The organism is Mesorhizobium sp. P2_D5, assembly GCF_056404355.1.
The window spans coordinates 921,225-945,367 of sequence record NZ_JBFUEE010000002.1; the positions used below are offsets into that span (position 1 = coordinate 921,225).

Consider the following 24,143-nt stretch of genomic DNA (forward strand, 5'->3'; position numbering starts at 1 on the left):
GATTATTTTTTATTGACGGGTCAATCAACAAAAAAATCGGCGCTCGCTAATCTGCACCAAGCGATTGTCCTGTTCCGGCCCTTCCCGGCGCGGGCACGATTGTTTATATTTGAACAATAAAGGCGAAGTGCGCCATGAGCCCTCATGCTAGGCTGGCGCCAAGGATGGAGACCGCCATGACCGCATGCATCGTTGGCTGGGCGCATTCGCGCTTCGGCAAGCTTGAGGGCGAGACGCTCGAAAACCTGATCGTCAAGGTGGCGACCGACGCGCTCGACCATGCCGGCATCGGCCCCGACGAGGTCGACGAGATCGTGCTCGGCCACTTCAACGCAGGCTTTTCGGCGCAGGATTTCACCGCCAGCCTGGTGCTTCAGGCCGACGACCGGCTGCGCTTCAAGCCGGCGACGCGCGTCGAGAACGCATGTGCCACCGGTTCGGCGGCAGTCAGGCAAGGCATCCGTGCCATCGATGCCAACGCTGCCCGCATCGTGCTGGTGGTCGGCGCCGAGCAGATGACGACGACGCCCGGCCCCGAGATCGGCAAGAACCTGCTCAAGGCTTCCTATCTGCCTGAGGATGGCGATACGCCGGCGGGTTTTGCCGGCGTCTTCGGCAAGATCGCGCAGGCCTATTTCCAGCGCTATGGCGACCAGTCGGACGCGCTGGCAATGATTGCCGCCAAGAACCACAAGAACGGCGTCGACAATCCCTACGCGCAGATGCGCAAGGATTTCGGCTATGAGTTCTGCCGCCAGGAAAGCGAAAAGAACCCCTTCGTTGCCGGTCCGTTGAAGCGCACCGACTGCTCGCTGGTCTCAGATGGCGCCGCGGCCCTTGTCCTTGCCGACACCGCGACGGCACTGAAGATGCGCCGCGCCGTTGCCTTCCGCGCCAACGAGCATGTGCAGGACTTCCTGCCGATGTCGAAGCGCGACATCCTGACCTTCGAAGGCTGTGAACAGGCCTGGACCCGTGCGCTGAAGAATGCCGGCGTGACGCTCGACGATCTGTCCTTCGTCGAGACGCATGACTGCTTCACCATCGCCGAACTGATCGAGTATGAGGCGATGGGCCTGGCCAAGCCGGGCGAGGGGGCAAAGCTCGCCATGAGCGGCGAGACCGCCAGGGATGGGCGTCTGCCCGTCAATCCGTCAGGCGGGCTGAAGGCCAAGGGCCACCCGATCGGTGCCACCGGTGTTTCCATGCATGTTCTGACCGCCATGCAGCTTGTCGGCGAAGCCGGCGGCATCCAGGTGCCGGGCGCAAAACTCGGCGGCATCTTCAACATGGGTGGCGCGGCGGTCGCCAACTACGTTTCCATTCTCGACCGGATCAGATAAACCGCCCGCATTACAGCGCCGCGCGCCTTTTGAGGCGCGCAAAGGACGCTGTAACACTTTGATTCTGCGCATGACTCGAAGATCGGTTCCGATCTTCGAGTCATGCGCAAGCGGGAGGGTTCATGACAAATCCGGTTCTGATCGAAGTCTTGCGCGGCGCGATCGTCGAGAGCGCGCATCGCGGTGCCGTGGCGGTCTTCGATGCCGACGGCAAGCCGGTCTTGGAGATCGGCGACACCTCGAGGCCGGTGTTTCCGCGCTCCGCGGTCAAGGCGATCCAGGCATTGCCGCTGGTCGAAAGCGGCACGGCGGACGCCTATGGCTTCGGCAACCGCGAACTGGCGCTTGCCTGTGCCTCCCATTCGGGCGAGCCGGCGCATGTAGAGTTGGCGCGTTCCATGCTGGCCAGGGCCGGGCTGGACGGGTCAGCGCTGGAATGCGGCGCTCATTGGCCCTCCAATCATGACGCGGAGATTGCGCTGGCCCGCACCGGCGGTTCGCCGAACGCGCTGCATAACAATTGCTCCGGCAAGCATTCCGGCTTCCTCTGCACCTGCGTCCACACCGGCATTGCGCATCGCGGCTATGTCAAGCCGGAGCACGCCCTGCAGGAGATGGTGCGCGACGCCATGCAGGCAGTGACGGGCGCTGTCCATGGCGCCGATGAACGAGCGACCGATGGCTGCTCGATCCCGACCTTCGCGGTGCCGCTCAGGAGCTTCGCCCTCGGCTTTGCCCGTATGGCCACGACAAATGGTTTTGGTCCCGAGCGAGCTAAGGCCGCAAAGCGTCTGATGACCGCCTGCATGGCAGAACCGTTCTTTGTCGCTGGCACCGGCCGTGCCGATGTCGCTCTGATGGAGGCCGCGCCCGGGCGGATTTTTGCGAAAGGCGGCGCCGAAGGTGTTCACTGTGCCGCAATTCCGGAAATTGGCCTCGGCATCGCGCTCAAATGCGATGACGGTGCAGGCCGCGCCGGCGAAGCCATGGTTGCCGCCGTCCTCGCCAAATTGCTGCGCACGGACGAGGCTTTGGCGGCGAAGCTGCTCGAACTGGCCAACGCTCCGATTGAAAGCCGGATTGGGGCCAAGGTCGGGGCGCTGAGGGCCACAGTGGCCTTGGACTAAAAGTCCAGCATTCAGCTGACGTGATTGCGCTCGACGGTCAGGTGCGCGTAGCCGCTGTTGTCCAATGATGTCAGGTCGCCTGTCGCCGGCTCGGCCCAGCGCTGGCCGACAACGGCGCCGTTCAGCGCGCCATCGATGACATTGTCCGAGATGACGGCCGTACCGGCGCCCTCGACCACGCTGACGACGATGCCGGTTCCAGCCTTGCGGATGATATTGCCGGTGGCCACGATATTGCGCAGGTACGGCCCCCAGCCGATCTGCATGCCATAGAGCGGCGCGTTCTCGATGACATTATTGGAAACAGTGGTGTCGGCCTCGACGCCAATGCCGACGCCAAAGCCGGGCGGGTCGGCGGGGTAGGGACCGCTGGTCGACAGATTGCGCACGATGTTGCCCGAGCAGACCCCCATGCGGCCACCTTCGTTGAAGTTGACGATCGAGATGCCGTTGGCGGCGCCGTCGACGATGTTGTTGCTGATGATGGCGCCTTCGAACGAGAATTCGGAATAGACCGCGGTCTCGCCCGAGCGTGAGCAGGTGTTGCCTGCTATCTGCAGATTGCTGGCGCTGTTGGCGCGGATCGCCGAAAAGGCGCAGTCGGAGACGATGTTGCCCGAGATGACGACATTGCCGGCCCGGAAGGCGTTGATGCCATTGCCGTTCTGCCCGGTTCCGCCACTGCGCGCCTGGATGCGCTCGACGCGGTTGCCGGTGACCATGGTGCCGTCTTCCGCCGCCTGCCAGCGGTGCACCAGGATGCCGCCATTGGCGCAGTCGGAGACTGTGTTGCCCGCAATTGCCAGCCCATCAGCCTCGACCGAATAGATGCCGGCATCGGCAGCCCCTGAGATGTCCGAGCGCTCGACCCGGCCCGCCGCGTGTTCCAGCGCCAATCCGTTCTTGCCGCTGCCGGTTATCTGGCAATTGTCGACAATGAGGTGCGCGACCCGGCGCAGATCGAGCAATCCTTGCGCGTAGTCGCCCATCGAGCGGTTGCTGCCATCGAAGACCAGCCCGCTGAGTTCGATATGGTCGGCCTGTTCGGCCATGAACAGGTGGCCATCGCCGCCATAGACGATCCGCGTTGCGCCCGGCACGCCGGAAAGACGCACACGGCTTGGCAGCGAGAGGTTGGACACCACATAGGTGCCGGGCGGCAGGAACACCGGCATGTCGCGGTCGTTGGCATCACGCAGCAGCTTGGCGAAGGCCTTGCTCTGATCGTCGAAGGTGCCAGGTGAGACGCCAAGTTCGGTGGCGTTGATCGAACCGCGCATCGAGGCTTTCTCGATGCCGGTCAGGCTGGCGGCCGCCGCTCTGCCAAGCGAGAGGCCAAAGACGGCAAAGCCGGCGGTTCCGGTTAAAAACGTTCGTCTGTTCAACATCGGCACAGGGTCCTGGCGTTCAACTCAGACACCGCAGGATTCGTGCCAGACGGTCTGTCGCTGCTTGCCAGCGCAGCGACAATGGCTTGTCGAGCAGCCTCTCCGCGCCTAAGCTCAGCGGATGAGCAGAGCTTTTACCCGCGAGGAAGACAGCGAAAACGCGATCGCCGGCATCGGCGAGCGGCCGATCAGCCAGCACCGCAACCTTGTGACGGAGACCGGCCTGGCGATGATCGAGGAGAATCTGGCCGATCTGCGCGACATATTGGCGAAAGCCGAAAGGAAGGCGGATCGCGAGCGTATTGCGGTGGTGTCGCGCGACCTGCGCTATTGGACCGCCCGGCGCGAAAACGCCGAACTGTCCGTGCCGGAGCCGGGCAGCGATCTGGTGCGCTTCGGCATGGGCGTCACGCTCGAGGGCGATGACGACAGGAAGGTGCACTGGAAAATCGTCGGCGAGGACGAGGCCGACCCGGCCAAGGGCACGATTTCCCATGTGTCGCCGATGGCCGTCGCCCTGTTCGGCAAGAAGGTTGGCGACGTGGCTGTGGTCAACGGCAAGGAATGGGAAATCGTCAAGCTCTCCGACAGCTAGTCCTCGAGCTTGACGACGTGGTCGCGGAAGAAAGCCGCGGCTCCGGCTTCATCGATTTCGCCGGAAGCGACGGCCATGACGAATTCGTAAAGCGTGCCGTTGTCAGCTGTCAGAACATGGCCGTTCACAATCAAAAATGCGCCGGCGGCCACGATGGCAGTACGCTTGTTACCGTCGACAAAGGCATGATTTCTGGCAATGCCAAAGACATAGGCAGCGGCGAGATCCTCGACCGACGGGTCGCCATAGTTCGCCTTGTTTTCAGCGCGGGCGAGCGCCGATTCGAGCGCATTTTCATCTCTCAAGCCTTGCGCTCCGCCGTGCCTGCGCAATTGCTCGGCATGCATCGCTTCGACTGCACGACGTGACAGAAACTCCCAGCTCATTCGGCGAGTTTCTGTAGTGCGACCTTGTACTTGTCCATGACCTTGCGAGCTGCTTCCATCTGCCGCTCGAAACTGTCGTCCACCGCCTTGAGGACGATGTCCTTATCCGTTTCGAGAATCTGAAGCTGGTCGCCGGCTTTGAGGTTCAGACGTTCAAGCAGCTCCTTGGGCAGGATCACACCTTCGGAATTGCCGATCTTGCGAATGGTCGTGTTCATGATGGATCATCCTGTTGCAACGCTGATTATAACGCAATCAGCGCGTGTTGCAACAGATATTATAACAGGCCCAATCAGGCCTTCAGCAGCCGGTCCAGCAAGCGATCCGCCGCCTCCGGAATGACGGTGCCCGGCGGGAAGATTTCCGCCGCACCAGCTTGCAGCACCGCATCATAGTCTTGTGGCGGGATGACGCCGCCGGCGACGATCAGCATGTCGCCGCGACCGAGCTTCTTCAGCGCGTCGCGCAATTCCGGGATCAGCGTCAGATGTCCCGCCGCCAGCGACGAGGCGCCGATGATATGAACGTCATGCGCAATCGCAAGCCTGGCGATTTCATCCGGTGTCTGGAACATCGCACCGACGGTGACGTCGAAGCCGAGATCGGCGAAGGCGGTGGCGATGACTTTCTGTCCACGGTCGTGGCCGTCCTGTCCCATCTTGGCAACGAGGATGCGCGGCTTGCCGCCGGATTTCTTCGCAAAGGCTTCAAGCTTGCCCTGCAGCCCTTCGACCACGGAATTGTCGCCGAGTGCCTTTCGATAGACACCGGAGATCGTCTGCACCGTCGCGACATGGCGGCCGAAGGTTCTTTCCAGGGCGAACGAGATCTCGCCGACCGTGGCATTGGCGCGCGCGGCGCGGACGGCGAACTCCAGCAGGTTTTCATTGCCTTCAGCGGCACGGGTCAGCGCATCGAGGGCGCTCTCGACCGCGCCGACATCGCGTGTGCCTTTCAGCCGCTGCAGCTTCGACAATTGCCGCGCCCTGACTTCGGCATTGTCGATCTTCAGCACGTCGACCTTGATGTCGGTCTCGGGGCGATGCGCATTGACGCCGACCAGCATCTGCTCGCCGGAATCGATGCGTGCCTGCGTGCGGGCCGCCGCTTCCTCGATGCGCAGTTTGGGAATACCTTGTTCGGTCGCCGCGGCCATGCCGCCGAGCGCCTCGACTTCGTCAATATGGGCAAGCGCGCGCGCCGCCAGGTCATGCGTCAGCCGTTCGAGATAGGCCGAACCGCCCCACGGGTCGATGATGCGCGTGGTGCCGGATTCCTTCTGCAGGATCAGCTGCGTGTTGCGGGCAATCCGCGCCGAATGGTCGGTCGGCAGCGCCATCGCCTCGTCGAAGGAATTGGTGTGCAGCGACTGGGTGTGGCCCTGCGTCGCCGCCATCGCCTCGATCATGGTGCGGATGATGTTGTTGTAGGGGTCCTGCGCCGTCAGCGACCAGCCCGAGGTCTGGCAATGGGTGCGCAATGACAGCGACCGCTCGTCCTTGGGCGAAAAATTCTTCGCCATCAAGGTCGCCCACAACAGGCGCGCAGCCCGCAGCTTGGCGACCTCCATGAAGAAATTCATGCCGATCGCCCAGAAGAAGGACAGGCGCGGCGCGAAGCGGTCGATATCGAGGCCCGCCGCAACGCCGGCGCGGGCATATTCGATGCCGTCGGCGATCGTATAGGCGAGCTCCAGGTCGGCCGTCGCTCCGGCCTCCTGCATGTGATAGCCGGAGATCGAGATCGAATTGAACTTCGGCATGTTCTTCGACGTATACGAGAAGATGTCCGAAACGATCCGCATCGAGGGCTTCGGCGGATAGATGTAGGTGTTGCGGACCATGAACTCCTTCAGAATGTCGTTCTGAATGGTTCCGGCGAGATCCTTCTGCGCAACGCCCTGTTCTTCCGCCGCCACGATGTAAAGCGCCATGATCGGCAGCACCGCGCCGTTCATGGTCATCGACACCGTCATGTCGCCGAGCGGAATGCCGTCGAAGAGCTGCCGCATGTCGAGAATGGAATCGATGGCGACGCCCGCCATGCCGACATCGCCGGCGACACGCGGATGGTCGCTGTCATAGCCGCGATGCGTGGCGAGATCGAAGGCGACCGACAGTCCTTTCTGGCCGGCGGCAAGATTGCGGCGGTAGAAAGCGTTGGACTCCTCGGCCGTCGAGAAGCCGGCATATTGCCGGATCGTCCAGGGCTGCTGGACATACATGGTCGGGTAGGGGCCGCGCACGAAGGGCGGCAGGCCGGGATAGGTGTCGAGATGCGGCAACCCCTTGAGGTCGCTTTGATTGTACAGATGCTTGGCGACAAGGCCTTCCGGCGTCGTCCGCTGGCCTTTGACCTCGACGGGTGCGCGGCGTGGCGGCGCCCAACCGATCTGGCTGAAATCAGGGATCAAGAGGCGGCTCCGATCGATTGGTCGATGCGGACCGGATACAGGGGTTCGCAGACGGCAACACCTTCGGTGAAGGCGGGCCGCCGTTCCGCTGCCAGCGTCTCGACGGGACGTTCGCTTTTGGACGGGTAGAGCGTGGTGCCGATGATGACCCGCTCGCCGGCCTGGTAGGCTGCGTTGCGTCGCGCCGCCGCGGCGTGAACGCGCTTCTGGATATGTCCGTCCTGAAGGCTGGACAGGACGCCGCCCTCGGCCTCGATTGTCTGCAGTTCCGCCCACGCCATCTCGCACAGTTCCGCGGTCAGCGCTTCGACCCCGCCGGAGCCATAGGCAGGATCGGCGACATGATCGATATGGCTTTCATTGGCCATGATCAGCTGCGCGTTGCGGGCAACGCGACGGGCAAACCTCGCCGGCAAGCCATGCGCGATCGTGTGCGGCAGGATGGAGATCGAATCGGCGCCGCCGGATGCCGCGGCAAAGCAGGCAATCGTGGTGCGCAGGATGTTGGTCTCCGGATCCATGGCCGTCATCATGCGAAACGACGTCTCGGCATGGATATTGGCGGTGGAATTGGGGATCGAACAGGCCTCCTGCAGCCGTGCCCAGAGCCTGCGCAGCGCCCGGACCTTGGCCACCGACAGGAACTGGTCCTGGTCGACACTGAGTGCAAAGCCGATATGGGGCGCGGCATAGACAAGCGGCTGCCGGGCCGTCTCGAACATTCTGAGATAGGAGACCGCCGAAGCCAGCATGATGCCAAGTTCTTGCGCTTCCGTGGCGCCGGCATTGTGGAACACGCGCCCGTCCGCCTCCAGGAGCACGCCCGGAACGCCCATCGAGAAGAAATGCGCCAGCGACTGCGGCATCGAGGCCTGCAGCGCCTCGATCGACATGCGCAGTCGGCCGGTTCCGGCGAAGATCGCCGCCGGGTCGATGCCGAAGGAGAGGTTGAGCTTTGCCGGATCCGAGCGGCGCTTGCTCAGGAACGCCACCAGCCAGTCGGCCACGGCGCGGCTCCAGGGATGGGCGTCGATACGGACCTGGATGCGGTTGAGCGGTACGCCGTCCAGCACCGTCTCCAGCGCCTGCGCCGTTCTTGGCAGGCCGTAGCCGAATGCGTTCGGCGCGCCTTCGAAGACAAGCGACAATCCCGTCGCGCCTTGCGCCACATCTTCCAGAGCCTGGGCTCTGGCGCGCTCGATATCCGGATCATCGATGCGCTGGCTGACGATCCAGGGCGATTTCGGGTTTGCGCGCACGATCGGTTCCGCTGCGATGCTGCGGTCGTAGAGCGGTTCGATGCGGATGTTGTCGTCGGTATGCGAGACCAGCTTTTCCTCGAAGGATGCGCCGGCCAACGCCTTTGCCGCCAGGGCCAGCCATCGCTGGCGCTCGGCATTCTCTGGTTCAACGTCCTGGATCAAGGCTCCGGCGCCCATCCGTCTTCCTCGTTTTCATGCGGCCGCACCAGCCTGGAGCAGTTCAGTCTAAGGTCCACGGTCCGATATCGCAATGCAATGCGCTTTCAGGGTCTGAATTCAATCCACCAGATATAGGTAGCCTGCATGGACGAACCATGAACGATTGCCAAACACCGGCAAAATCCGCAAGTTCCAAAAAACCGATTTGGACGATTGGGCCGGATTTGGACGATTGGCCCCACTTGAACGATTGGCATTGTCGCTGTGCAAGGGCCTCACTATACCTGCGGCAAGGCCACTGGCTTTAAACACATCAGTTTGCGGAGACCGGACATATGGCTGACGACACCAGCATTTTCATCGGCGCCAGCCGCAAGCCGGACGACAGCTATCAGCGTGCCGAGCACCTGTTGCTGCAATATGGAAATCGTCACGGCCTGGTGACCGGCGCAACCGGCACGGGCAAGACCGTCAGCTTGCAGATCCTGGCCGAAGGCTTTTCCAACGCCGGCGTGCCGGTGTTCTGCGCCGACATCAAGGGCGACCTGTCCGGCATCGCGATGATGGGCACGGCACAGGATTTTCTGGTCAAGCGGGCCGAGCAGGTCAAGCTGGACCCCTATGACTTCCAGGAATTTCCGGTCATTTTCTGGGACCTGTTCGGCGAGCAGGGCCATCCGATCCGCGCCACCGTTTCCGAAATGGGGCCGCTGCTTCTGTCACGCCTGATGAACCTGACGGAGGCACAGGAAGGCATCATGAACATCGCCTTCCGCCTGGCGGACGAGGAAGGCCTGCTGCTGCTCGACATGAAGGACCTGCAGGCGCTGCTGGCCAACATCGCCGAGCGCGCCGACGAGCTGGGCTCGCGTTACGGCAATGTGACCAAGCCTTCCGTGGGAGCCATTCAACGCACGCTGCTGGTTCTGGAGCAGCAAGGTGCGGCGCACTTCTTCGGCGAGCCGGCTTTGCGCATCGCCGACATCATGCGCACCACCCGTGACGGGCGCGGCGCCATCAGCGTGCTTGCCGCCGACAAGCTGATGATGAATCCGCGGCTCTATGCGACCTTCCTGTTGTGGCTGATGTCGGAGCTGTTCGAGGTGCTGCCCGAAGTCGGCGATCCCGACAGGCCAAAGCTGGTGTTCTTCTTCGATGAAGCGCATCTGCTCTTCGAGGACGCGCCGAAAGTGCTGATCGATCGCGTCGAGCAGGTGGTTCGCCTGATCCGCTCGAAGGGCGTTGGCGTCTATTTCGTCACGCAAAACCCGCTCGATGTTCCAGAAACCGTTCTCGCCCAGCTCGGCAACCGGGTGCAGCATGCGCTGCGCGCCTATACGCCGCGCGAGCAGAAGGCGGTGAAGACCGCGGCCGAAACCTTCAGGCCGAATCCCGACTTCGATTGCGCCACCGCGATCACCCAGCTCGGCACCGGCGAGGCGCTGGTCTCGACGCTCGAAATCAAGGGTGTTCCGTCCATGGTGCAGCGAACGCTGATCCGCCCGCCGGCGTCGCGCCTCGGCCCGATCACGCCCGCCGAGAGGCAAAAGCTGATCCAGGAAAGCCCGGTTGCCGGCCAGTACGATCAGGTCATCGATCGCGAATCGGCTTTCGAGATGCTGCAGAAAAAAGCCAGGGAGGCGCAGAACGCCGAAGAGCAGGCGCAGCAGGCTGGAAGCGGCGGCTCGCGCTGGACCATCCCCGGCTTCGGCAATGACGACCCGGCACCGCAATCGGGTGGCAGGCGCGCACCGGCGCCGCGCCCGTCCAATCGCCAGACGGTGGCGGAAGCCGCGATCAAGTCGGTGGTGCGTTCGGTGGGTTCGTCGGTCGGCCGCGCGATCGTGCGCGGCATATTGGGAAGTTTGTCGCGAGGGCGGTAAGGAGCGGCAGCTATGCGGAAGACAATGCTCACCGTGATTGGATGGCTCAAAACCGGGAAAGCTTGACGAGCTCAAGGAAGTCGCGGCGCACGCAAATGGACCTTCACACTGCTGGTGCGCGAGCGTGCGCCTGGCCAACCAGACGCGATCGATGGCTCGCCGTCGGGCGCCATAGCCGCTCCTTTCTGTGACTGACCGCGTCGCAGGAAAGCCACAAGCGGACGTGCAATCATTCCGGGAGCCCCGCTTTTCGCAGTGCCTCTGACCATCGCTCGAAATCCTCTGCTCGGCGTAACGGAGGCAGCCCTTGGAGATCGGAAATCCGCAGCCTTGGATCGAGTTCAAGCATGCGCGCAACGAGCTTTCTCGCTTGATCGAGCCGGCCGGCAACGGCATGACATGCGGCGCCGATCCGGAGGGCGGTGAGCCAATCGGCTCGGCGCAACGCCTTTTCTGCCCATGCCGAAGCGTGGTCGTTCCGGCCGGCAAAGAAATGCGCGTAAGCCAATCCCGCATGCACGCGGAAAATGAGCGGATCAAGTGGATTGAGCTCGATTGCCCGGGTCAGAGGCTCGATACCGGCTTCAGGATCTCCGGCATAAATTCGCAGATGCCCGAGAAGGTACCATGCGGCGGCAAGGTTTGGATTGAGAGCCAGCGCGTGATCGACATATCCGATCGCATCGTCCAGCTCATAGGCAAGAAATCCGAGCGAGAAACCTCCCCAGCATTATGCAAGTGCATCCTCATTCGCCAGTCGCACAGCTTCGCGAGCCATTTCGGCTCCATCGGCAATCTCCGCCGCGCGGTCGATCATCCAGCCATTCACCCTTTGGATGACGCGGCACCACGCGGCCATTCCGTACGCCGCCGCAAACTCTGGGTCGAGCTCTATCGCGCGCCGGAATAGGCGCAGTCCTTCCGCTTGACCGTTCTGCGTATAGGCCATTGTTTTGGCGACGCCGCGCAAATAGACATCGTAGGCATTGAGATTTTCAGTTGGCTTGCGCTTTGCGCGTTCAATCTCGGCTTGCTCTAGCTTTGGCCCGATCGCGCCAATCACTCTTGTGCTGATTTGATCCTGCAGATCAAAAATGTCTTCGGATGCGCCGTCGAAGCGGTCGGCCCAGAGATGTGCACCAGTTGATGCGTCGATGAGTTTCGCCGTGATGCGTATGCGCCTGGGCGCCCGGCGCACGCTGCCCTCGAGCACGTAGCGCACCCCCAATTTGCGCCCGATTTCCTTGACATCGGCGCTGCGTCCCTTGAACGTGAAGGTCGAGCTTCGCGCCATCACGAACAGCCACCGAAAGTGCGACAGCGCTGTTGTGATGTCCTCGACGATGCCGTCGACGAAGTACTCCTGCTCGGGGTCGGCAGACATGTTTGCGAAGGGGAGCACGGCGATCGACGGCTTGCGAAAGCCGGGTGACGGCAGAGCGTCATCGATGTTCCAATGCCCTTGGTCTGTGCGGCCGACAGGATCGAGACGGCCGGCAAAGCGATAGCCGATGCGCGGAAGGGTGGCGATCCACTCGCCGCCGTCCGGTGATTGCCCAAGAGCCTTGCGCAACGTGGCGATTTGAACCGAGAGGTTGCTCTCTTCGACCGTCGTCTCCGGCCAGCCTGCGTCTATCAGCTCAGCCTTGGTGAGCACATCGCCAGGCTTTCGGAGCAGCGCAACGAGGATTAAGACGCCGCGGTGCCCGACAGCAACCGGCTCACCGCCGCGAAGCAGCACGCGCCGTTCGGGATCAAGGAGAAACGGGCCGAATGCGAACTGCCGCCCACGCATTGTCGTTATCGTCCGCTTCGGAAATACTTCGGAAACTTTTTGGAGCGGCTTCAAGACGTTCGCCTCATGCTCCACCATAGTACTTTGCGCCGCGGTAAACCGACAAGACCCTCTGAACTGGGCGGACCAGGAGTCTGATTGGGCTACCTGAGGGCCTATATGGAGACCCAGGAATAGGCATGCGCCAAGCCAATCACATCGACACGGTCATTGTTGGCGGCGGCCAGGCCGGATTGGCCATGAGCTATCATTTGCGTCAACGCGGCAGAGAACATGTCATCCTCGAACGGCGAAGAGTGGCCGAGCGCTGGCGAAGCGAGCGTTGGGATTCCTTGCGATTCCAGTTGCCAAACCACTGGCTGGCGCTGCCGGGGAAACCATATACGGGAATGGACCCTGTCGCTTTTGCGCATCACTCCGAGGTTGTGCGCTTCATCGTCGACTACTCAACGGAGATCGCAGCCCCAGTTCGCACCGGCCTTGAAGTCACCAACCTCGACCGCGACGAAGATAGAGGATGCTATTCGCTCGCAACTACCGACGGCCAGATCAAAGCGCGGCATGTCATTATCGCCACCGGTCCGTTTCAGCACTCGATGATTCCGGATTTTAGCCGCGCCGTTCCAGCCTCGGTCTGTCAGATCGATGCCGCCTGCTATCGGAACCCTGAGCGACTGCCGCCCGGCGCGGTGCTTGTCGTGGGCAGCGCCAACTCTGGCTGCCAGATCGCTGACGAACTTTTGCGTAGCGGCCGGCGTGTATTTCTGGCGATCAGCCGCCACAGCCGCGTACCCCGTCGCTATCGCGGCCGGGATATCATCTGGTGGTACGAAGAACTGGGCCGCTTCGATATCACCATCGACTCGTTTCCAGGTAGGAGGTATCCGCCGCCGATTATTCTGACCGGCGTAGGTGGGGGCTATGATCTCGATCCGCGTCACTTGGGCAGCGCGGGTGCTACTCTCCTCGGGCGCGTGCTTGGCATTGCCGATGGCGAGCTTGCGATCGCCGATGATGCCATGGACGTGTTGGCGGCAGCCGACAAAAGCTATGCCGGTTTCGTCGACGCGGCCGACGCTTTGGCCAACACGCGGCCCGCGTGTTTCGAGCTTGACGAGAAGGAGCCTCCGTCAGCGCCACCGATTATCGACGTTGAAACAATCCGAACGCTGAATCTGCGCGAGGAAAATGTTGGCACCATCATCTGGGCGAGCGGATACGGCTATGGCTTCGGTTGGATAAAGCTGCCGGTCATCCATGCCGACGGCTCGCCAATCCAGCAGCGCGGTGTGACGGCCTGTCCCGGCGTCTATTTCCTCGGGTTGCATTGGATGCACACGTGGCGATCCGCCATTCTCGCTTTTGTAGGTCAAGACGCTGCTTATCTCGCCGATCACATTGATAGATTGGATGCCGGGCTGGAACGATAGGCTGACACTGCGCGAAACGGATCGATGACCGCGCCTCGAGTCCTCCGCAGGGCGGACTAGTCCTAACGAAAGGCAATGAACAGCTTTCAGGATGCTAAGGACGGCGGCGTCCAATTCGGCGATTTCTGCTTCCGCTAGACGACGGCGTCGCCGGACCATTCGAAGCCGGCGCTGATGCCGTCTGGTGCGGCAGCTGTTTCCCTGTTTCGGCCGAAGCGCACGATGCCTACAGAGAGCGCGTACTAGCTGCTGATGTTGGCGACCATCCACGACCCCGAGTGGCCCGATCAGATCAGACGATCCTCGTTATGACATTGATGTTGCCCCGTGTCGCTTTGGAGTAAGGACAGATCTCGTGCGCTTCATCCACCAGAATTTGTACGACATCACGCTCCAGATCCGGCACGGCAATATCCAGTTGGACGCTGAGAAAGTGGCCGTTTTCTCCGCAGTTCAGATTCACTTCGGCCTTGATGCTCACCCCTGCAGGCAGCGCGATTTTTCGTTCGTGGGCCGCAGATGCGACTGCGCTTGCGAAGCTGGCCGACCAGCCGGCAGCGAGCAACTGCTCCGGATTGGTGCCTATGCGCGCCGATCCGGGCGCCGAAAGCCAGATGTCCAGAAGGCCGTCGGAGCTGCGCGACGCGCCATTTTCGCGGCCGCCCTTAGTTGCGGTCCTGGCCGTGTAGACAACCCTTGCGATGCGGCTCATGGGCATTCTTTTTGCTGGCAGCGGTAACCGCCGGGGGCGGGTACCGCGAACTCGATCAGGCGTCGACCTCGACAACGGCATCAGCGAAGGCCTGCGGCGCTTCCTGGGGCAGGTTGTGGCCGATGCCTCCGGTGACAACCCGATGCGCGTATCTCCCTGAGAACATCTTGGCGTACGCGCTGGCGTCCGGATGCGGCGCCCCATTGGCGTCGCCCTCGAGCGTGACCGTCGGCACGCCGATCACCGGTGCCTGCGCGAGTCGCTCCTCAAACGCGTCATATTGCTGCTCGCCGGCGGCCAGTCCGAGCCGCCAGCGATAGTTGTGGACCACAATGGCCACGTGATCGGGGTTGTCCAAGGCCGCGGCGCTGCGCTCGAATGTGGCATCGTCGAAGTTCCACTGTGGGGACGCGAGTTGCCAGATCAGCTTGGCGAAATCTCGTGTGTATTTCTCGTAGCCAGCGCGGCCGCGATCGGTGGCGAGATAATATTGATACCACCATTGCAACTCGACCTTGGGTGGCAGCGGCAGCTTGCCGGCTTGCTGGTTGCCGATGAGGTAGCCGCTCACGGAGACCAAAGCCTTGCAGCGTTGAGGCCATAGCGCGGCAATGATGTTCGCGGTGCGGGCGCCCCAGTCGCAGCCGCCGATCGTCGCCCTTTCGATGCCCAGTGCGTCCATCAGGGCGACAATGTCGGCGGCGATCGCCGACTGCTGGCCGTTGCGAATCGTATCGTGCGACAGGAAACGGGTCGGCCCGTATCCGCGCAGGTACGGCACGATCACGCGGTGGCCTTTCGCCGCCAGCCGAGGCGCGACATTGGCATAGGTGTGGATGTCATACGGCCAGCCATGCAGCAGGATGACGGGTGGGCCGTCGGCGGGTCCGAGCTCGGCATAGCCGACGCTCAACATGCCGGCATCGATCTGCTTCAAGGGCCCGAAAGACGCCGCCACCGGCTCTCCCGTTGCCTCTTGCGCTTGTGCCGGGCCCATCAGGCCGAACTGAGTGGCGGCGAGAACCATCGCGGTGGCGCCAAAGAACCGTCGGCGTTCTTGGTCGATCTCATCCGGGATATTGAACGAATGCATTTGTAAACCTCTGTTGTTGTCCGGACGATCAGCCAAACGTGAAGGCAAAGACCTCCACGCCCGAGTCGAGAAACTCGATCTCGAACTGGCGATCGACGATGGGTTTCGATTGTCGAATCAGCTGGTACAGGCGCTGCTCTGTCACTGCACCTTCGCCCTTTTCATTGACGTCGACGCCGTAAGCCGTGCCTGGTGGCTGTCCGTCGATCAGCACGCGAAATCTCACGGACGTTCCCGGCGATGCCGGACCCATGACCAGATGAAGGTCGCGTGCGTGGAAACGGTAGACGATGCGGCCGTCGGGCTTGTTCAGTACGGCGTTTTCTTTCCTGACCGTCCAATCGCCAGACAGCCCCCACTCATTCAGGCGTAACCGCGCCGGCAATTCGTAGGCATGCGGCTCGTCCAAGACCAGCTCGCCGCTGGATGCAAAATTCTGGGTGCGTTCATATCCGGAATAGTTCTCCGGAGACTTGAGGCTATCCCAATCGGCCGCCGCTTCGATGCCGCGGCCATCCACCGACACAGGCTTACTATCGAATCCGCCAGCGCCAGCCTCGGCCAGCAATTCCTGGATGACCATTTCCGATTGTTGGTATGACCCCTCGCCAAAATGACGATACCGGACACGTCCCTGCGAATCGATGAAATAGAGTGCCGGCCAATACTGGTTGCTGAAGGCCCGCCATATGAGATGCTCGTTGTCGACGGCGATCGGATAATCGATCCGCAGGTCTTTCGCCGCCCGGTGCACGTTGTTCAGGTCTTTTTCGAATGCGAACTCCGGCGCGTGGATTCCGATCACCACCAAACCATGCTTCCGGTATTTCTCGTCCCAGGCCTGCACGTAGGGAAGCGTGCGCAGCCAGTTGATGCAGGTGTAGGTCCAGAAATCGATGAGGACGACCTTGCCATGCAAGGCCGACGCCGTCAGCGGCGGTGAATTTATCCACTCGTGCGCCGCTTCAAGCGAAGCAAGCTCCGATTTTTCCTCAAGCCGGTAAGTAGAGAGTTCGTGAAGAAACGGAACCCGCATTGGTGTGGAGATTATGGACTGCGCCAAGTTCGTGCCTCCTAGAAAACCGGCAATCGGAGCCCCGATTGCCGTTGCGAGCGCCGCGGCGAGCAGCAGCTTGGTTGCTTTCATCAACGACGCCTTTTGGTTCGATATCGATGTCGTCGCGCGAACGGTTCGAATGCGCACCGCGCGCCCAACCCTTCACAGCGGAAGCGTGTTGCCAGCCTGCTCAGCCACCATGTATTTCGCGTACCAGTCCGGCCAGTTCTCATCGCGCCGACCGCCGTTGCGCTTCTCGTGCTCGCCGTGGGCCTCCGACGCGCGTCGCAGCGCGGAAGCAAGATCCGCCTCGGAAGCGTAGGTCGTGGTGCTGGAGTCGATGCGACCGGGAAACCGCGTGGTGATCTCCTGAAGCAACCATTCGTTGCCGTCCGGATCTTTGAAAGTAGCGAACGAGGAGTAGCTGCGTCGCTGGGGATCGCGGCCTTTCACCGTTGGCTTGCCGGGGCCTTCGCGATGAAACGCCTCGCTGACCTCGACGCCGCGGCCGATAAGCTCGGCGCGAGCCGATTCAATATCCGAAACGATAAGATAAAGTCCGCTTGCAGAGCCGGGCGCGACCGTCGTGATCCCAGTGCCGAAGTGTATCGAGGCCGGCGAGCCGGGAGGTGTGAACTGTATCCCGCGGAACGTGTCTCCAACGACAAAGTCAGCGTCGAGTCTCCACCCCAGCCGTTCGTAGAATTGCTTGGCGCGCTCTACATTCGAGACGGGAATGACAACAACTTCGAGCTTCATGTCGAGGGAGCGCGGCCGTTGTGTCTCAACTGCGATACTGCTGACAGTGCTAGTGATGTCCATATCTACCTCCTGCGTTAAGTTGCGTGAGAAGCTCGTCTCGCGTGCGGCTCGGGACAGAACCCGAATGCCGCGAGTTCTAGCCAGGTAGGCGCCGGCGACGCCGTCCGTTCAATCGAAGTGCTCATGGTGGAAGCGGTTGGCCGGCGTGCTCCGCCACCAAGTACTCGGCGTACCAGTCCGGCCAGTTCTCATCACGCTGGCCGCCTGTCCGCTGCTCGTGCTCGCCATGAGCCACAGATGCACGCCGAAGCGCGGCTGCGAGTTCGGCCGACGAGACAAATGTGGCGCCTCCAGCGTCGACGCGGCCTGGTGCTCGCGCAGTGACCTCCTGCAAGAGCCAGTTGTTTCCGGCCGGGTCGCTGAAGGAGGCCCACGACGCGTAGCTGCGTCTTTCCGGATCGGGCCCGCTGACGCGCCCTTGTTCACCGGCATAGTGATACACTTCGCTTACGTCGACCCCGCGATCGGCGAGTTCGGCGCGTGCTGCCTCGATGTCCGACACGACGAGTTCACCAGCGGTTTCGAGGATGTCGAGCTCGATACGAGCATAAGGGCCTGGTGCAACGCCTGAGCCGAAGACAACCGAACACTGGGAGCCAGGAGGCGTAAACTGGATGATATGAAATTCGTCGCCGATGAGGTCGGCGTCCAGCCGCCAACCCAAGCCTTCATAGAACAGCTTGGCGCGGTCGACATCGGAAACTGGAATGACTACGACCTCGAGCTTGATATCGACTGCGGTGTTGCTGCGGGTAGTGGCAATCGTCATGTCTGCCTCCTCAGTTGAGTTTGATGGGAATGCTTCTTTGTGCCTCCGGTCAGTTCAGTTTCTTTGCCGCAGCGACCTGAAGGCAGCGCGCAACTCGGCGGAGAAGAGCTCCGGCTGTTCCCACGCGGCGAAGTGGCCGCCCTTGTCGACCTCATGGAAGTAGATCAGGTTGGGGTAGGCGCGCCGGGCCCACGTCTCGGGGGCCTGATAGCCTTCTCCCGGAAAGACCGTGATGGCGACCGGCAGCGAAACTTCGTTGGTCTTTTCAGGGTCGGCAAAAACGGGACTGCGGCCGCCGCCGTACTCCCAGTAAATTCGCCCGGACGAGGTGGCGGTGTTCGTCAACCAGTACAGAGTTATGTCGTCCAGCACCTCGTCCGGCGACTTTTCAGGGTCGCTGTCGTCGTAGGTCCAGCCTGAAAAGCCCGGATGCCCGAGCATCCACGCTGCGAGCCCCGCAGGGGAGTTATTGATGGCGTAGCCTATCGTCTGCGGTCGGGTGCCCATCATCGTGGCGTAGGATCTATTCCCCATCTTGGCGGCCATGCTGAGCGCGTCGAATGCCGTGCGCTCCTTGCCCGTCAGGCCTGCCGGCACTGGTCCGCCGCTGGCGAGCACAGCAGCTACCTCAGGTGGTACGACAGCGGGCAGGTTGACATGGATGCCAAGAAGTCCTGCAGGCGCCAGGCGGCCCATTGCATTCGAAACGGGGGAGCCCCAGTCGCCGCCTTGGGCGACGTATTCCGTATAGCCTAGGCGCTTCATCAGCTCTGCCCAGGCTCGCGCAATGCGGTCTGTACCCCAGCCGGTCTCGGTCGGCTTGCCGGAGAAGCCGAAACCCGGCAACGACGGCAGTACGAGGTCGAACGCGTCCTCAGGACTGCCGCCATGCGCGGTAGGATCGGTGAGCGGGCCGACCGTTTTCAACAGCTCCAGCACCGAGCCAGGCCAGCCATGCGTCATGATCAGCGGCAGGGCATGGGGATGTTTCGAGCGAACGTGCATGAAGTAAATGTCCACGCCGTCGATCGTGGTCATGAACTGAGGCAGGGAATTCAGCTTCGCTTCCGCTGTCCGCCAGTCGTAGGCCGTGCCCCAATACTCGACGAGCGGCCTGATCTTCGCGAGCTGAATGCCCTGCGACTGGTCATCTACGGTCTCCCGGTCGGGCCACCGTGTTTCTGCAATACGCCTGCGGAGATCGTCGAGCGCCACTTGCGGCACCTGGATTTTGAAGGGCCGGATCGAGCGATCCTCGACCGGATTTGCGAAGGCGGGCGCGGAGCGGGTGCAAAGCCCGAACACCAGCGTAGCGGTAGCGAGCACGGTGCAAGCCACAGCGACGGCAAGCGTCTTGATGAGGGGGTTCATTGCAGTCGCTCCCTTCGGAAGTTCGCTACGCAGCTACCGCAGGGCGGAAGATGACACACGTCCGGTGCGCCATCCTCCGCCAACACGTCAGGTCTGCAACGTCTTGAATGTTGCGCGCACCTCATCGGTGAAGATCTTCGGCTGTTCCCAGGCCGCGAAATGGCAACCCTTGTCTGTGCGGCCGTAATGCAGAAGCTTCGGGAACGCGCGTTCAGTCCAGCTCTTCGGCGCTGTGTAGATTTCGCTGGGGTTCGCAGTGGCGCCGACAGGAATTGTGATGCCCTTGGCGTCGAAGAAGCCGGCCTTCGCCGTTTGCGAGTGTTCCCAATAGAGACGTGCTGACGAGATCGCCGTGTTGGTCAGCCAGTAGAACGTGATGTTGTCGAGGATGTCGTCGCGGGTAAGGCCCTCCGGCTCTCCGTCGAAGGAGCGGGCGATCAGCGCACAGCTGTCCGCATCGTGATCGAGGATCCACGCCGCCAGGCCGGCCGGTGAATCGACGATCCCGTAGAGCGTTTGCGGACGAAGTGCCATTTCGTTGGCGTAGCCCAGCCCGTTCTTGTAGAAGAACGCGACCTGCTCGTAGGCGCGCTTCTCGTCGTGGCCGAGATCGGCAGGGGGCGGGCCGCCAGAGGCAAGCGCCTTCACGATCTCGGGCGGAATGGTCCCCGGCATGTTCGTGTGGATGGCGGCCAGTTCGGGAGGTGCGATCAGCGCCATCTGTTCGGTGATAAGTGCTCCCCAATCGCCACCCTGCGCGACATACCGGTCGTAGCCGAGGCGCTTCATCAGCACGATCCACGCCCGCGCGATGCGCGCTGGATCCCAACCGGTTTCGGTTGGCTTGCCGGAAAAGCCGTAGCCCGGCATCGACGGGATCACCACGTCGAACGCGTCGGCCTCGGCACCGCCGTGCGCGGTGGGATTGGTGAACGGATCGATGATCTTCAGGAGTTCGATGACCGAACCGGGCCAGCCATGCGTGATGATGACAGGCAGGGCGCCCTGATGCTTGGATTTCACGTGGATGAAGTGGATGTCGAGGCCGTCGATCTCGGTGACGAAATTCGGCAGCGCTTTCAACCGCGCCTCGCATTTGCTCCAATCATATTCCGTTCCCCAGTACTTCATGAGCTTCTGCATCGTGGCGAGTTGTACGCCCTGCGTTGGCCCTACCGTCGCCGGGGTCGACCAGATCCGCCGGGAGGCCTCGTCGGATACGAGCTCGCGCTCGGGCCAGCGCGTAGCGACGATGCGCCGGCGAAGCTCGGTGAGCTCTTCCTGCGGGAAACTAACGGTGAAGGGGCGGATGCCATCGCCGGTTGATGCGGAGGCCTTCTGTGACGGGAGCAGGCTCGCGGCGCCCGCGGCGGCTATGCCGACCGCGGCAGTGCCCAAAAGTCGCCGGCGGTCCTGGTCGATTGTTTCGGAGGTTCTGGTCGTGTCCATGGGACTCTCCTGGGGTTGATGGATGCGATCTGCGCTGCTTGACGTACCCCCGGGAGATGGGATTAGCCCGTTATGCGTCGTGAGCTCTTGTTAGTCGCTGCCCGCCTGCCGCTTTTTTGAGCAGATAGGAGGCGCCAGACAGTGGAGACTCCCTATGGTGCGGGAGCGCTCCTTGACCTAAAGTAAGGTGCCGGGTGCAGGCGGCTCCCAAAAGAAGAGACGCCATGACGATAACGCCAAGTCAGGCCAAAGACAGATTGTCGTTTGGCCCTTTCTATTTGGCTGCGGGTGAAAGGCTCCTGACAAGAGAAGGCGCTCCCGTAGAGTTGGGCTCGCGCGCCCTTGAAATTCTCATCGTGCTGACTTCCGCGCCGAATGAAGTCGTCAGCAAGAAGGATCTGATGGCGCGCGTTTGGCCCGATGTGGTTGTCGAGGAAGGCAGCCTGCGGTTCCACATGACCGGACTGCGCAAGGCGCTGGGCGATGGAAAGGATGGCGCGCGTTACATCGCGACGCTTCCGGGGCGCGGCTATTGCTTCGTTGCACCGGTCTCGCGATTAAGCAGCCCACACGACGAAGCCCCATTCATCGCCGCCGGATTTCCGCATGCGAATCTTCCAAACCGCTTGAGCAGAATGGTCGGGCGGGATCAGGACGTTCTCAAGCTGTCGGCGCAGCTGAATGCTTCGCGGTTCGTCACCATCGTCGGCGCCGGCGGTGTCGGCAAAACCACCGTCGCGATCGCAGTCGGGCATCATCTGATCGACGCATTTTATGGGGCAGTTCTGTTCGTCGATCTGGGAATGATCGGTGATCCCGGTCTCGTGACCACTGCCGTCGCCTCGATGCTTGGGCTATCCGTTCAAACAGAAGATGCCACGCCCAACCTGATCGCCTACTTGCGCAACAAGCGGATTCTCTTGATCCTCGATACCTGTGAGCATCTCTTGGATGCGGTGGCGCCTTTGGCAGCAAGCATCGTCGATGCGGCGTCACAGGTCCACATTCTGGCGACGAGCCGCGAGACGCTTCGGGTCGAAGGCGAGCATATCTATCGGTTGGATGCGCTTGCCTATCCGCCCGACGAACCTGGCCTGACGGCGGCCATTGTCCAGACCTTCCCGGCCACCCAACTGTTCGTCGAACGAGCGGTGGCAGGCGGCGCTCGTTTGGACATCAACGATGCGGAGGCCCTGCTCATCGCAAGCATCTGTCGAAAGCTCGACGGAGTGGCGCTCTCCATCGAACTGGCGGCCAGGCGCGTCGAATCCTATGGGCTGCAACAGACCGCCGCACTTCTTGATCAACGCCTGACACTGCTGTGGCTCGGTTCGCGGACCGCGCCGCCGCGTCAGCAAACCCTGCAGGCGACGCTGGACTGGAGCTTTGGGCTCCTGACCGACCTTGAGCGCGTGGTGTTGCGCAGGCTCGCCGTGTTCGTCGGTCATTTCACGCTCGATGCCGCACTGGAGGTGGTGACGAGCGCGACCCTCGATCGATCGACCGTCCTGGGCGCCATGGACAGTCTCGTCGCCAAATCGATTGTGGCGACGCGTCCGGCCGGAGCGATGATGCGCTACCGGCTCCTCGATACCACGCGCGCCTACGTTCTCGATATCCGGATCGATGATGCCGAGGCTGCCGATCTGGCAGTGCGCCACGCCGCCTACTATCGGAGATGGCTGGAGCAGACAGGGATCGGATGGCCAAAACTGGGAACCGGTGAGGAACGGGCTCCTCACTTCGCCGCCATCAACAATGTCCGAGCTGCCCTGGAATGGTGCTTCGGCAAACACGGAAACGCCGACATCGGCACGGGACTCGCCATCGCTGCCGCGCCGGTTTTCCTGGCGATGTCCTTGTTGCCGGAGTGTCATCGCTGGTCTGAAAGGGCAATATTGGCATCCGACGGTGCCGCCCTTGGCGGACTTGACGAGATGCATCTTCAGGCCGCTCTCGGCGTATCCTTCATGTTCATGCGGGGAGGACGCGACAGGGCGCGCGTAGCCCTGCAGAGAAGCCTGGCGATCGCCGAGGAGCGCGGCGATCCGCTGGATCAGGTGCGTCTGTTGGGTCCGCTCAACATGTTCCATCTGCGGACGGGCAATTTCGTAACCGCCCTCGAAATTGCAAGACGCTGTTCAGCCACAGCCGCTGGTCTGGAGGATTCGGTCGCGATCGCGCTTGCACACTCGATCCTGGGTATCTCGCTTCACTTGCGAGGCGACCTCGCGGCGGCGCGCGCAGAGCTGGAGGCGGCGCTCGACCGTGGGCCGCGCTCTCAGCGGACCACGACGATCTATCTGGGCTTCGAAGGCAAAATCCTGGCCAGGGCAATTCTGGCGAGGAACCTTTGGCTGCAAGGCCATCCGGATCAAGCCATGGCGCATGCTCGGCAGGCCGTCGAAGAGGCTGCCGCCATGGATCATTCTCTAACGCTGGCGATCGCGTTGATCTGGGCGATATCGGTCTTCCTGTGGACGGGCGACCTGAAGAGCGCCGAGGCGTACATCGACATGCTCATCGCTCGCGCGGAATCCCATTCCATGACTCCTTACCTGCTGGTCGGTCGGGGATTCAAAAGCGAAGTCGCGATCCGTCAAGGCGATGCAGAAGGCGGTGTCGAGGGCCTGCAGACTTCTCTTCAGAAGCTGCACGCGGCACCTTACGAATTGCTCACGACTCCGCTCAACCTCTCGCTGGTCAGGGGATTGTCCGCAATCGGTCAGGTCGATGAAGCAACTGCGCTGATCGACGAGTCGCTTGGCCTCGTCGAAAAGAACGGCGACCAATTGTACCTCCCGGAGTTGCTGCGGATGAAGGGAAGCCTCCTTCTCCAGTCGCAACGCAACCGCGACGAAGCTGCCGCCTACCTCATGCAGGCACTGGAGTTGAGCCGCAGTCAGCGCGCGCGGGCATGGGAGTTGCGAACCGCAATCGACATGACGACGCTGATGGCCGAGCGAGGGGAGATCAATAGCGCTCGCGAGCTCTTGCAACCGGTTGCGGCGCATTTTGTGGAGGGCCTGAATACGGCGGATGTCAAGGCTGCCGAACACCTGCTGGCGACGCTAAGGTAGCCCGCCTGA

Annotated in this window: 21 protein-coding genes; 6 read left to right on the forward strand and 15 right to left on the reverse strand. The window is 62.1% G+C overall.

Features of this window, described 5'->3' with window-relative positions; all coding sequences use genetic code 11:
- Nucleotides 1-176: 176 nt before the first annotated feature.
- Both AC1DYW_RS11125 and AC1DYW_RS11130 read left to right on the forward strand, forming a co-directional pair.
- The gene (locus AC1DYW_RS11125; RefSeq protein ID WP_457153106.1) at nucleotides 177-1,343 is read left to right on the forward strand and encodes an acetyl-CoA acetyltransferase; all 1,167 of its coding nucleotides are present in this window, start codon (nucleotides 177-179) and stop codon (nucleotides 1,341-1,343) included.
- A gap of 122 nt (nucleotides 1,344-1,465) precedes the next feature.
- Entirely contained in the window at nucleotides 1,466-2,470 is a 1,005-nt protein-coding gene (locus AC1DYW_RS11130) for an asparaginase (RefSeq protein WP_477226174.1), read from the forward strand.
- An 11-nt stretch (nucleotides 2,471-2,481) separates the two neighbouring features.
- Here the strand turns inward: AC1DYW_RS11130 and AC1DYW_RS11135 are convergent, their stop codons facing one another.
- On the reverse strand, nucleotides 2,482-3,858 hold the full coding sequence (locus AC1DYW_RS11135) for a TIGR03808 family TAT-translocated repetitive protein (protein ID WP_477226175.1): 1,377 nt from the start codon (nucleotides 3,856-3,858) through the stop codon (nucleotides 2,482-2,484).
- 121 nt (nucleotides 3,859-3,979) lie between these two features.
- Here AC1DYW_RS11135 and greA point away from each other — a divergent pair, with 121 nt between their 5' ends.
- A complete protein-coding gene (greA, locus tag AC1DYW_RS11140; protein ID WP_095089824.1) occupies nucleotides 3,980-4,453 on the forward strand; it encodes a transcription elongation factor GreA in 474 nt (157 codons plus the stop codon).
- Here the strand turns inward: greA and AC1DYW_RS11145 are convergent.
- The 4 genes from AC1DYW_RS11145 to AC1DYW_RS11160 all read right to left on the reverse strand — a co-directional run bounded on the left by AC1DYW_RS11145 (nucleotide 4,450) and on the right by AC1DYW_RS11160 (nucleotide 8,691).
- Nucleotides 4,450-4,839 carry a type II toxin-antitoxin system death-on-curing family toxin gene (locus AC1DYW_RS11145; protein ID WP_477226176.1) on the reverse strand — a complete coding sequence of 130 codons (390 nt, stop codon included), beginning with the start codon at nucleotides 4,837-4,839 and terminating at the stop codon, nucleotides 4,450-4,452. The two genes, greA and AC1DYW_RS11145, sit on opposite strands and share 4 nt — an antisense overlap.
- Nucleotides 4,836-5,057, reverse strand: a complete 222-nt coding sequence (locus AC1DYW_RS11150; protein ID WP_184871302.1) for an AbrB/MazE/SpoVT family DNA-binding domain-containing protein — start codon at nucleotides 5,055-5,057, stop codon at nucleotides 4,836-4,838. The genes AC1DYW_RS11145 and AC1DYW_RS11150 overlap by 4 nt, the downstream gene beginning before the upstream one ends.
- 74 nt (nucleotides 5,058-5,131) lie before the next feature.
- Nucleotides 5,132-7,252 carry a methylmalonyl-CoA mutase gene (gene scpA, locus AC1DYW_RS11155; protein ID WP_477226177.1) on the reverse strand — a complete coding sequence of 707 codons (2,121 nt, stop codon included), beginning with the start codon at nucleotides 7,250-7,252 and terminating at the stop codon, nucleotides 5,132-5,134.
- Nucleotides 7,249-8,691 carry a methylmalonyl-CoA mutase subunit beta gene (locus tag AC1DYW_RS11160; protein ID WP_477226178.1) on the reverse strand — a complete coding sequence of 481 codons (1,443 nt, stop codon included), beginning with the start codon at nucleotides 8,689-8,691 and terminating at the stop codon, nucleotides 7,249-7,251. The genes scpA and AC1DYW_RS11160 overlap by 4 nt, the downstream gene beginning before the upstream one ends.
- A gap of 317 nt (nucleotides 8,692-9,008) precedes the next feature.
- On the opposite strand from AC1DYW_RS11160, the gene AC1DYW_RS11165 reads away from it, so the two are divergent.
- Nucleotides 9,009-10,556, forward strand: a complete 1,548-nt coding sequence (locus tag AC1DYW_RS11165) for a helicase HerA-like C-terminal domain-containing protein (RefSeq protein ID WP_477226179.1) — start codon at nucleotides 9,009-9,011, stop codon at nucleotides 10,554-10,556.
- Nucleotides 10,557-10,785: 229 nt separating this feature from the next.
- Here the strand turns inward: AC1DYW_RS11165 and AC1DYW_RS11170 are convergent, their stop codons facing one another.
- Genes AC1DYW_RS11170 through AC1DYW_RS11180 form a run of 3 tightly spaced genes read right to left on the reverse strand, consistent with a single transcriptional unit; the run spans nucleotide 10,786 to nucleotide 12,405 of the window.
- Nucleotides 10,786-11,166, reverse strand: coding sequence for a tetratricopeptide repeat protein (locus tag AC1DYW_RS11170; RefSeq protein ID WP_477226436.1), 381 nt, complete (start codon nucleotides 11,164-11,166; stop codon nucleotides 10,786-10,788).
- Entirely contained in the window at nucleotides 11,121-11,252 is a 132-nt protein-coding gene (locus AC1DYW_RS11175) for a hypothetical protein (protein WP_477226180.1), read from the reverse strand. Before AC1DYW_RS11175 ends, AC1DYW_RS11170 begins: the two co-directional genes overlap by 46 nt.
- A 34-nt stretch (nucleotides 11,253-11,286) precedes the next feature.
- Nucleotides 11,287-12,405 (reverse strand): winged helix-turn-helix domain-containing protein, encoded by a 1,119-nt coding sequence (locus AC1DYW_RS11180; RefSeq protein ID WP_477226181.1) that lies wholly within the window; start codon nucleotides 12,403-12,405, stop codon nucleotides 11,287-11,289.
- A gap of 125 nt (nucleotides 12,406-12,530) precedes the next feature.
- Here AC1DYW_RS11180 and AC1DYW_RS11185 point away from each other — a divergent pair, with 125 nt between their 5' ends.
- Nucleotides 12,531-13,781 (forward strand): flavin-containing monooxygenase, encoded by a 1,251-nt coding sequence (locus tag AC1DYW_RS11185; protein WP_477226182.1) that lies wholly within the window; start codon nucleotides 12,531-12,533, stop codon nucleotides 13,779-13,781.
- Nucleotides 13,782-14,073: 292 nt separating this feature from the next.
- On the opposite strand, the gene AC1DYW_RS11190 is transcribed toward AC1DYW_RS11185, so the two are convergent.
- The 7 genes from AC1DYW_RS11190 to AC1DYW_RS11220 all read right to left on the reverse strand — a co-directional run bounded on the left by AC1DYW_RS11190 (nucleotide 14,074) and on the right by AC1DYW_RS11220 (nucleotide 21,054).
- Nucleotides 14,074-14,493, reverse strand: coding sequence for an Ohr family peroxiredoxin (locus AC1DYW_RS11190; RefSeq protein WP_477226183.1), 420 nt, complete (start codon nucleotides 14,491-14,493; stop codon nucleotides 14,074-14,076).
- Between the two features lie 55 nt (nucleotides 14,494-14,548).
- Entirely contained in the window at nucleotides 14,549-15,586 is a 1,038-nt protein-coding gene (locus tag AC1DYW_RS11195; protein ID WP_477226437.1) for an alpha/beta fold hydrolase, read from the reverse strand.
- A 28-nt stretch (nucleotides 15,587-15,614) separates the two neighbouring features.
- Complete coding sequence (locus AC1DYW_RS11200) at nucleotides 15,615-16,733, reverse strand: redoxin domain-containing protein (protein ID WP_477226184.1); 1,119 nt, start codon at nucleotides 16,731-16,733, stop codon at nucleotides 15,615-15,617.
- Nucleotides 16,734-16,805: 72 nt separating this feature from the next.
- Nucleotides 16,806-17,465 carry a VOC family protein gene (locus AC1DYW_RS11205; protein WP_477226185.1) on the reverse strand — a complete coding sequence of 220 codons (660 nt, stop codon included), beginning with the start codon at nucleotides 17,463-17,465 and terminating at the stop codon, nucleotides 16,806-16,808.
- Nucleotides 17,466-17,586: 121 nt separating this feature from the next.
- The gene (locus tag AC1DYW_RS11210; RefSeq protein WP_477226186.1) at nucleotides 17,587-18,234 is read right to left on the reverse strand and encodes a VOC family protein; all 648 of its coding nucleotides are present in this window, start codon (nucleotides 18,232-18,234) and stop codon (nucleotides 17,587-17,589) included.
- 54 nt (nucleotides 18,235-18,288) lie between these two features.
- Nucleotides 18,289-19,605 carry an epoxide hydrolase family protein gene (locus tag AC1DYW_RS11215; protein ID WP_477226187.1) on the reverse strand — a complete coding sequence of 439 codons (1,317 nt, stop codon included), beginning with the start codon at nucleotides 19,603-19,605 and terminating at the stop codon, nucleotides 18,289-18,291.
- An 87-nt stretch (nucleotides 19,606-19,692) separates the two neighbouring features.
- Nucleotides 19,693-21,054 (reverse strand): epoxide hydrolase family protein, encoded by a 1,362-nt coding sequence (locus AC1DYW_RS11220; RefSeq protein WP_477226188.1) that lies wholly within the window; start codon nucleotides 21,052-21,054, stop codon nucleotides 19,693-19,695.
- 224 nt (nucleotides 21,055-21,278) lie between these two features.
- On the opposite strand from AC1DYW_RS11220, the gene AC1DYW_RS11225 reads away from it, so the two are divergent.
- Nucleotides 21,279-24,134: an ATP-binding protein gene (locus AC1DYW_RS11225; protein ID WP_477226189.1), complete on the forward strand. Its 2,856-nt coding sequence runs from the start codon at nucleotides 21,279-21,281 to the stop codon at nucleotides 24,132-24,134.
- The last annotated feature ends 9 nt before the right edge of the window (nucleotides 24,135-24,143 follow it).

Coding starts and splice junctions, on each gene's coding strand:
- AC1DYW_RS11165 (WP_477226179.1), top strand. CDS start 9,009: ATGGCTGACGACACCAGCATTTTCATCGGCGCCAGCCGCAAGCCGGAC.
- AC1DYW_RS11195 (WP_477226437.1), bottom strand. CDS start 15,586: ATGCATTCGTTCAATATCCCGGATGAGATCGACCAAGAACGCCGACGG.
- AC1DYW_RS11150 (WP_184871302.1), bottom strand. CDS start 5,057: ATGAACACGACCATTCGCAAGATCGGCAATTCCGAAGGTGTGATCCTG.
- AC1DYW_RS11185 (WP_477226182.1), top strand. CDS start 12,531: ATGCGCCAAGCCAATCACATCGACACGGTCATTGTTGGCGGCGGCCAG.
- greA (WP_095089824.1), top strand. CDS start 3,980: ATGAGCAGAGCTTTTACCCGCGAGGAAGACAGCGAAAACGCGATCGCC.
- AC1DYW_RS11210 (WP_477226186.1), bottom strand. CDS start 18,234: ATGACGATTGCCACTACCCGCAGCAACACCGCAGTCGATATCAAGCTC.
- AC1DYW_RS11220 (WP_477226188.1), bottom strand. CDS start 21,054: ATGGACACGACCAGAACCTCCGAAACAATCGACCAGGACCGCCGGCGA.
- AC1DYW_RS11135 (WP_477226175.1), bottom strand. CDS start 3,858: ATGTTGAACAGACGAACGTTTTTAACCGGAACCGCCGGCTTTGCCGTC.
- AC1DYW_RS11205 (WP_477226185.1), bottom strand. CDS start 17,465: ATGGACATCACTAGCACTGTCAGCAGTATCGCAGTTGAGACACAACGG.
- AC1DYW_RS11175 (WP_477226180.1), bottom strand. CDS start 11,252: ATGAGCTGGACGATGCGATCGGATATGTCGATCACGCGCTGGCTCTCA.
- AC1DYW_RS11190 (WP_477226183.1), bottom strand. CDS start 14,493: ATGAGCCGCATCGCAAGGGTTGTCTACACGGCCAGGACCGCAACTAAG.
- AC1DYW_RS11130 (WP_477226174.1), top strand. CDS start 1,466: ATGACAAATCCGGTTCTGATCGAAGTCTTGCGCGGCGCGATCGTCGAG.
- AC1DYW_RS11125 (WP_457153106.1), top strand. CDS start 177: ATGACCGCATGCATCGTTGGCTGGGCGCATTCGCGCTTCGGCAAGCTT.
- AC1DYW_RS11225 (WP_477226189.1), top strand. CDS start 21,279: ATGACGATAACGCCAAGTCAGGCCAAAGACAGATTGTCGTTTGGCCCT.
- AC1DYW_RS11215 (WP_477226187.1), bottom strand. CDS start 19,605: ATGAACCCCCTCATCAAGACGCTTGCCGTCGCTGTGGCTTGCACCGTG.
- AC1DYW_RS11145 (WP_477226176.1), bottom strand. CDS start 4,839: ATGAGCTGGGAGTTTCTGTCACGTCGTGCAGTCGAAGCGATGCATGCC.
- AC1DYW_RS11200 (WP_477226184.1), bottom strand. CDS start 16,733: ATGAAAGCAACCAAGCTGCTGCTCGCCGCGGCGCTCGCAACGGCAATC.
- AC1DYW_RS11160 (WP_477226178.1), bottom strand. CDS start 8,691: ATGGGCGCCGGAGCCTTGATCCAGGACGTTGAACCAGAGAATGCCGAG.